Raw genomic sequence first — 7,628 nt, 5'->3', positions numbered from 1 at the left:
GCTCGGCCGCCTGGAGTCGGCCCGCCGCGCGGAGCACCGCCTGGGTGAACTCGCCGCCGAGCGCGGCGGCCTGGACCGCCAGGAACGCGCCGACGACGACGTCCTCGCCGAGGCCGAGAGCTGGCTCGGCGCATGGGAGACGGCCCGGACCGGCCTCCAGGCCCGGATCGCCACGGCCCAGGCGGCCGCCGCCCTCGCCGAACAGCTCGCCGTACGACGCGAGCCCGCGCGGGCACGCCTCGACGCCGCCCGCACCCGCGACCGGCTCACCGTGGACGTCGAAGCCGCGCGCCGACGGGCCTTCGACGCGGACAAGGACGCGACGCAGGCCCGCGCCGGCTGGCTGGACCTGAAGGAACAGCGGCTGAACGGCATCGCCGCCGAACTGGCCGCGGGCCTGCGGGACGGCGAGCCCTGCGCCGTCTGCGGGGCCACCGCGCACCCCGCACCCGCCCGCAAGGTCGCCGGACACGTCGGGCGGGAGGCGGAGGAACGCGCCCTGGCCGCCTACCGCGACGCACAGGAACGCCACGCGGAGGAGGAACGGCGGCTCGCCGCCGTACGCGAGGCACGGGCCGCCGCCACCGCCGAGGCCGGCGACACCCCGACCGAACAACTGGTCCGAGAGGCCGACGAGTTGGAGCGGCAGTACGCCGAGGCCCGTCGTGACGCCTCCGGACTGCACCCGGCCAACGAGGAGTTGAGGCAGGCCGAGCAGGAACGCGAACGGCGTACCGCGCTGCGCCAGGAGGCAGCCGTCCGGGCCGCCGCCCGGGTCGGTCACCGCGACCGACTGGAGCGTGAAAGGGCCACGCTGGAGGCGGAGTTGGCGCAGGCCAGCGGCGAGGCGGGCAGCGTAGCCGCGCGCAGTGCCCAGCTGGAGCGGCAGGTCGGCCTGCTCACCGACGCGGCCGACGCCGCCCGCACCGCCGAGGACACCGCGCGCCGGCTCAAGGACGCCGACGCACGCCTGGCCGACGCTGCCTTCCGCGCCGGCTTCGACACCCCGGCGGCCGCGGCCGCCGCCCTGCTCGACGACACCGCCCACCGCGAGCTGCAACGGCGCCTGGACGCCTGGCAGTCCGAGGAGGCGGCGGTACGCTCCGTGCTCGCCGAGGCCGACACCGCGGCCGCCGCCCAGCGGCCGCCCGCCGACGGCGACGCCGCCGAGCGGGCCGCCGCCCTGGCCGGCCGCCGGCTGCGGGAGGCCGCCTCCGCACGCGACGCCGCCGCCCGGCGCTGCGCCGAACTCGACCGGCTCTCCACCCGTGCGGCCACCGGGGTACGGCGGCTGGCCCCGCTGCGCGAGGAGTACGACCGGGTCGCCCGCCTGGCCGGCCTCGCCGCGGGCACCTCGGCCGACAACGAGCGCCGGATGCGCCTGGAGTCGTATGTGCTGGCGGCCCGGCTGGAACAGGTCGCCGCCGCCGCGAGCGCCCGGCTGGAGCGCATGTCGTCCGGCCGGTACACCCTCGTCCACTCCGACGACCGGGCCGGCCGCGGCCGCAGCGGGCTCGGGCTGCACGTGGTCGACGCCTGGACCGGGCGGGAACGGGACACGGCGACCCTGTCGGGCGGCGAGACGTTCTTCGCCTCGCTCTCCCTGGCGCTCGGCCTCGCCGACGTCGTCACCGACGAGGCCGGCGGGGTCCGCCTGGACACCCTCTTCATCGACGAGGGCTTCGGCAGCCTCGACGACCAGACCCTCGACGAGGTCCTCGACGTGCTCGACTCGCTGCGGGAGCGGGACCGCAGCGTCGGCATCGTCAGCCATGTCGCGGATCTGCGGCGGCGCGTCCATGCGCAACTGGAGGTCGTGAAGGGCCGCTCGGGCTCGACGGTACGGCAGCGGGATGCGGGGGGCGCGGGCTGAGCCCGGGGGTTCCGGGACCGGGACCCCGCCGGGTCACCGGCCGAGCGGGCGCCGGGGCAGGGGCGAGGAGTAGACGACGCTGGTGGTGACCGAACCCAGCGTGCCGATCTTGCCCGACACCTCCTCCAGATGACGCATCGAGCGGGCCGCGACCTTGATGACGAAGCAGTCGTCGCCCGTCACATGGTGCGCCTCGAGGATCTCCGGCGTCACCGCGACGAGGTCGTGGAAGGGCTTGTAGTTGCCGTTCGGGTAGCGCAGGCGGACGAACGCGAGGATCGGCAGGCCGAGCCGCTCGGGATCGACGACCGCCGTGTACCCCTGGATGACCCCCGCCTCCTCCAGGCGACGCACCCGTTCGGTGACGGCGCTCGCGGACATCGAGACGGCACGGGCGAGGTCGGCGAAGCTGGCGCGGCCCTCGTGCTGAAGGGCCTCGAGGATCCGCCAGTCGGTGGCGTCCGGGGAATACGCGGTCATGACCGAGAAATAGCAGGGGAATCCCCGGCAGATCAAGTGGACGGCCGGGGATCACCACTTCAGGACGGTGATCATCGCCCGTAGATTTCCGGGTGTCGAGATCCGCCGCACTGCCGACGCGGCGGCCCGAGGGAAGGCCGCACCATGACCGCCACCGCCACCGCCACCGCCACCGCCACCGCCACCGCCACCGCCACCACTGCCACCGTCAACCCCGTCCTGCGTGTGCCCCCGGCGGCCCCGGCCGAGGCCGCCGCCTACTTCCGCGCGAGCCTCGTCTTCCACGCCGACGTCTCCGATGTCGCCGCCGCGCTCGCCGCCGAGGGCGACCCCGGCTTCGTCGTCCTGGACTCCCGCTCCACCGAGTCCTGGGACCAGGGTCACATCCCCGGCGCGGTCCACCTGCCGACCGCGCTCATCGCCGGACAGGCCGACCGGCTCCTCGACAAGTCGGTACCGGTCGTGACGTACTGCTGGGGCCCCGGCTGCAACGGTGCCACCCGGGCCGCCCTCGCCCTCGCCGAACTCGGCTACCAGGTCAAGGAGATGCTGGGCGGCTTCGAGTACTGGGTGCGCGAGGGCTTCGCCTACGAGACCTGGGAGGGCCCCGCGCGCCGGGACGCGGACGCGCTGACGGCACCGGTGGACGCGCAGGACTGCGGCTGCTGACCCGGAGGCCGACGTGACCGGCGCCCGCGTGATCCGGTCGGCCGACGTGGGCAGGCGACCGACGTGACCGGGCGGGCCGACGTGACAGGGCGGGCCGATGGGGCCGGGCGGGCCGACGGGCACGGGAAGAAGTGCGATTCGCGTGCACCGGTCCCGCAGGGGCTCCATCATGGTCGTCCGTGACCCGCACCCCGCAGCCCGCGCCCGAGGAGCTCCGTCGTGACCCGCTGCCCCTGCGCGGCCGGACCGCCCTGGTCACCGGGGCCAGCCGCCGGGCCGGCATCGGGCACGCGGTGGCCCGGCGGCTCGCCGCGTACGGGGCGAGCGTCTACCTGCACCATCACGTCCCGCACGACACCGCCATGCCCTGGGGCGCCGACCGGACCGAGGAAGTGATCGCCTCCGTACGCGCCGCACTCGGCGACCCGCGGGCCCGGGTCGTCGCGGGGCCGGGCGACCTGGCCGACCCGGCCGCGCCCGCCGCGCTGGTCGGCACCGCCGCCGCGGCGCTGGGCGGACGGCTCGACATCCTCGTGGCCAACCACGCCCTCAGCGGATCCGACGGCACCCTCGACACGGTCGACGCGGCGATGCTCGACGCCCACTGGGCGGTCGATGCCCGCTCCGTGCTGCTCCTGGTCCAGGCGTACGCCCGGCTGCGCGCGGCCCTGCCGTCACGCACGGCGGGCGGACGGGTGGTGATGATGACGTCCGGGCAGGACCACGCGGGCGGGATGCCCGACGAGATCGCGTACGCCCTCCAGAAGGGCGCGCTGGCCTCCGTCACCCGCTCGCTGTCGACCACGCTCGCCGGGCAGGGCGTCACCGTCAACACCGTCAACCCGGGCCCCGTGGACACCGGTTACGCGAGCGGCGACGACCACGCGGCCGTCGCCGCCCGCTTCCCGGCCGGCCGGTGGGGGCTGCCCGACGACCCGGCCCGCCTCATCGCGTGGCTGGCCACGGACGAGGCGGAGTGGGTCACCGGTCAGGTCATCGACTCGGAGGGCGGCTTTCGCCGGTGAGCCCCGCGCATCACAACCGCGACAGCTCGTCCACCAGGTCGTCCAGGCCCAGCGAACCCTGCGACAGGGCCGCCATGTGCCAGGCCTTGAGGTCGAAGGCGTCGCCGTGCCGCTCGCGCGCCTTCTCCCGGCCCAGCAGCCAGGCCCGCTCGCCGAGCTTGTAGCCGATCGCCTGGCCGGGGATCGTCAGATAGCGGGTCAGCTCGCTCTCGACGAAGTCCGTCGGCCGGCTGCTGTGCGCGCCGAAGAACTCCTCGGCGAGCTCCGGGGTCCAGCGCTCGCCCGGGTGGAACGGGGAGTCCGCCGGGATCTCCAGCTCCAGGTGCATGCCGATGTCGACGATGACGCGCACGGCCCGCATCATCTGCGCGTCGAGATAGCCCAGCCGCTGTTCGGCGTCGGTCAGGAAGCCCAGCTCGTCCATCAGCCGCTCCGCGTACAGCGCCCAGCCCTCGGCGTTGGCGCTCACCCCGCCGAGCGTCGCCTGGTAGCGGGAGAGGTCCGCCGCGACGTGCGCCCACTGCGCCAGCTGGAGGTGGTGGCCGGGGACGCCCTCGTGGTACCAGGTGGAGACGAGGTCGTAGACCGGGAAGCGGGTCTGGCCCATCGTCGGCAGCCAGGTACGGCCCGGACGGGAGAAATCCTCCGTCGGCGCCGTGTAGTACGGCGCCGCGGCACCGCCCGGAGGCGCGATGCAGGACTCCACCTTCCGCACCCGTTCGGCGAGTTCGAAGTGCGTGCCGTCCAGGGCGTCGATCGCCTGGTCCATCAGGCCCTGGAGCCAGTCGCGGACCTCGTCGACGCCTTCGATGTGCTTGCCGTGCTCGTCGAGGTGGGCGAGCGCCACCCACGGCGTCGCGGCGCCCGGCAGGATCCGCTCGGCCTCCTGCTCCATCTCGCCGCGCAGCCGGTGGTACTCGGCCCAGCCGTACGCGTACGCCTCGTCGAGATCGAGGTCCGTGCCGTTGAAGTAGCGCGAGAAGCGGGCGTAGCGCTCGCGGCCCACCGTGTTCGGCGCGCCCTCGATCGTGGGCGCGTACACATCACGCATCCAGTCCCGCAGCTCCACGACGGCCGCCGTCGCCCCGCGCGCCGCCTCGTCCAGCTCCGCGCGCAGCGCCTGCGGCCCGTCCGCCGCGAACTCCTCGAACCAGCCGCGGCCGCTGCCGTCCGGGTCCGACCACTCGGTGAGCTGGCCGATGAACGTGGCCGTCGGGCGCGGCGCCGCGTACAGCTTGCGCTCCAGGCCCAGGGCGAGGGACTCGCGGTAGCCGCTCAGCGCGGCCGGCACCGCGCGCAGCCGCTCGGCGATCGCCGCCCAGTCCTCCTCGGTCTGTGTCGGCGTGATGGTGAAGACCTCGCGCACCGAATGCGGCGCGGTGTGCAGGTTGCCGACCGCGCGCAGATGCTCGTCGGCCTCGTGCACGGCGAGCTCCGCGGTCAGCCGTTCGCGCAGCAGCCGTCCGCAGCGGCGCTCGATGTCGCTGTCCGCGCCCGGTTGGCGCTCGGCCTCGTCTAGCCGGGCGAGCGTGGTGCGGGCCAGCGCGGCGAGCGCCTCCTGTCCCGCGGGCGAGGTGTCGGGCAGGCGGCTCGAACTCTCCTGCACGCCGAGATAGGTGCCGGTGATCGGGTCGAGGGCGATCAGGTCGTCGACATAGGCGTCGGCGACCTGGCGGGGCAGCGGGCTCTTCGTCTCTGACATGCGGACATCCTCGTACGGATACCGGTGCCGCGTCAGCCCGGTTTATCAGGCAAGGTACGGCGGGGCCGGGTGGCGTCAGCCGGGCTTGGACGCGCCCGGCTTCTCCGGCGGCAGCAGCGGGCCGCATTCCCACTGCTGGAAGATCAACCGGGTCTCTACCCTGGCCACTTCGCGCTGCGAGGTGAATTCGTCCAGCACCAGGCGCTGGAGGTCGGCCATGTCCGCGACCGCGACATGGACGAGATAGTCGTCCGGACCGGTGAGGTGGAAGACGGTGCGCGCCTCCGGCAGCGCGCGGATCCGCTCCACGAACGGTCCCACCAGCTCCCGTCGGTGCGGCCTGACCTGCACCATCAGCAGCGCCTCCAGCCCGCGACCCAGCTTCGCCGGGTCCACCTGAAGCCGGTGGCCGAGGATCACCCCCGAGCGGCGCAGTCGCGTCACGCGGTCCAGACAAGTCGACGGTGCGACCCCGACCTGCGCGGCGAGATCACGGAACGTGGTCCGGGCGTCGTTCTGCAACAGCCGCAGCAGATGAAGGTCCACCGGATCCAGTACGACAGATTCGGCCATGACCCGAACGTAGCACGGTGTTCGAATCCACTGCCCCGGTCGTTGTTCACCCTTCGGTCCATGGACTCAGCGAGCGCGTTCGCGCCGTACGACGACGTACGCATTCCTTCGAGGGCACTGGCCACCGAGGCCGTGCATGCCGGCCGGGACGACCTCGCCCGCCAGGGGCTCCACGCCCCGCCCATCGACCTGTCCACCACCTACCCCTCCTACGACAGCAGGGGTGAGGCCGCCCGCATCGACGCGTTCGCGCAGACTGGCGCCGAGCCGGACGGCCCGCCGGTCTACGCCCGGCTCGGCAACCCCACGGTCGCCCGGTTCGAGACGGCCCTGGCACGGCTGGAGGGCACCGAGAGCGCGGTCGCGTTCGCCAGCGGCATGGCCGCGCTCAGCGCCGTGCTGCTGGTCCGCGGCTCGATGGGCCTGCGGCACGTGGTGGCCGTGCGCCCGCTGTACGGGTGCAGCGACCATCTGCTGACCGCCGGACTGCTCGGCTCGGAGGTGACCTGGACCGACCCGGCCGGCATCGCCGACGCCCTGCGCCCCGACACGGGCCTGGTCATGGTCGAGACCCCGGCGAACCCGACCCTCGCCGAGGTGGACCTGCGGGCCGTCGCCCACGCCTGTGGCTCGGTACCGCTGCTCGCCGACAACACCTTCGCCACACCCGTCCTGCAACGCCCGGCCGAGCAGGGTGCGCGGCTGGTGCTGCACAGCGCCACCAAGTACCTCGGCGGACACGGCGACGTGATGGCCGGCGTGGTGGCCTGTGACGAGGAGTTCGCCGGGCGGCTGCGCCAGGTGCGGTTCGCCACCGGCGGGGTGCTGCACCCGCTGGCCGGCTATCTGCTGCTGCGCGGCCTGTCGACCCTGCCGGTACGGGTGCGTGCCGCGTCCGAGAACGCCGCCGAACTCGCCCGCCGCCTCACCGCCGACCCACGCGTCGCCCGCGTCCACTATCCGCGGATCGGCGGCGCGATGATCGCCTTCGAGGTCCACGGCGACCCGCACGAGGTCATCGCCGGCGTCCGGCTGATCACTCCGGCCGTGAGCCTCGGCAGTGTCGACACGCTCATCCAGCACCCCGCCTCCATCAGCCACCGGATCGTGGACGCGGTGGACCGGCACGGGGCCGGCGTGGGCGACCGGCTGCTGCGGCTCTCGGTGGGCCTGGAGGACGTCGAGGACCTGTGGGCCGACCTGGACGGGGCACTGGGCGAGACGGCCAGGGCCACGGGTACCGCCGACCGGACCGAGGCGGCGGACCCGCAACCGTCGGCCGTCTGAACCGAGCGGTCAGGAGCGG

Annotated in this window: 7 protein-coding genes; 4 read left to right on the top strand and 3 right to left on the bottom strand. The window is 74.3% G+C overall.

Annotated features, from left to right (window positions below; genetic code table 11):
* Nucleotides 1-1,873: SbcC/MukB-like Walker B domain-containing protein (locus tag ABT085_RS41190; protein ID WP_351620626.1), on the top strand; the 1,873-nt coding region annotated here is incomplete at its 5' end.
* Between the two features lie 33 nt (nt 1,874-1,906).
* Here the strand turns inward: ABT085_RS41190 and ABT085_RS41185 are convergent.
* A complete protein-coding gene (locus ABT085_RS41185) occupies nt 1,907-2,353 on the bottom strand; it encodes an Lrp/AsnC family transcriptional regulator (RefSeq protein ID WP_351620623.1) in 447 nt (148 codons plus the stop codon).
* Nucleotides 2,354-2,497: 144 nt separating this feature from the next.
* Here ABT085_RS41185 and ABT085_RS41180 point away from each other — a divergent pair, with 144 nt between their 5' ends.
* Entirely contained in the window at nt 2,498-3,022 is a 525-nt protein-coding gene (locus tag ABT085_RS41180) for a rhodanese-like domain-containing protein (protein WP_351620618.1), read from the top strand.
* Nucleotides 3,023-3,201: 179 nt separating this feature from the next.
* A complete protein-coding gene (locus tag ABT085_RS41175) occupies nt 3,202-4,047 on the top strand; it encodes an SDR family oxidoreductase (protein WP_351620615.1) in 846 nt (281 codons plus the stop codon).
* 10 nt (nt 4,048-4,057) lie between these two features.
* Here the strand turns inward: ABT085_RS41175 and ABT085_RS41170 are convergent, their stop codons facing one another.
* Both ABT085_RS41170 and ABT085_RS41165 read right to left on the bottom strand, forming a co-directional pair.
* The gene (locus ABT085_RS41170; RefSeq protein WP_351620612.1) at nt 4,058-5,749 is read right to left on the bottom strand and encodes a DUF885 domain-containing protein; all 1,692 of its coding nucleotides are present in this window, start codon (nt 5,747-5,749) and stop codon (nt 4,058-4,060) included.
* Between the two features lie 75 nt (nt 5,750-5,824).
* Nucleotides 5,825-6,322 carry an Lrp/AsnC family transcriptional regulator gene (locus ABT085_RS41165; protein WP_351620609.1) on the bottom strand — a complete coding sequence of 166 codons (498 nt, stop codon included), beginning with the start codon at nt 6,320-6,322 and terminating at the stop codon, nt 5,825-5,827.
* Nucleotides 6,323-6,382: 60 nt separating this feature from the next.
* Here ABT085_RS41165 and ABT085_RS41160 point away from each other — a divergent pair, with 60 nt between their 5' ends.
* Entirely contained in the window at nt 6,383-7,609 is a 1,227-nt protein-coding gene (locus tag ABT085_RS41160; RefSeq protein WP_351620606.1) for a trans-sulfuration enzyme family protein, read from the top strand.
* The last annotated feature ends 19 nt before the right edge of the window (nt 7,610-7,628 follow it).

The sequence above is a fragment of the Streptomyces sp. NPDC002265 genome (genome assembly GCF_040296125.1).
Classification (GTDB): domain Bacteria; phylum Actinomycetota; class Actinomycetes; order Streptomycetales; family Streptomycetaceae; genus Streptomyces.
This window is presented reverse-complemented; position numbering and strand designations above follow the sequence as displayed.

What these genes read in the sequence shown, in the direction of transcription:
- ABT085_RS41185 (WP_351620623.1), bottom strand. Translation starts at nt 2,353, where the DNA reads ATGACCGCGTATTCCCCGGACGCCACCGACTGGCGGATCCTCGAGGCC.
- ABT085_RS41170 (WP_351620612.1), bottom strand. Translation starts at nt 5,749, where the DNA reads ATGTCAGAGACGAAGAGCCCGCTGCCCCGCCAGGTCGCCGACGCCTAT.
- ABT085_RS41180 (WP_351620618.1), top strand. Translation starts at nt 2,498, where the DNA reads ATGACCGCCACCGCCACCGCCACCGCCACCGCCACCGCCACCGCCACC.
- ABT085_RS41165 (WP_351620609.1), bottom strand. Translation starts at nt 6,322, where the DNA reads ATGGCCGAATCTGTCGTACTGGATCCGGTGGACCTTCATCTGCTGCGG.
- ABT085_RS41160 (WP_351620606.1), top strand. Translation starts at nt 6,383, where the DNA reads ATGGACTCAGCGAGCGCGTTCGCGCCGTACGACGACGTACGCATTCCT.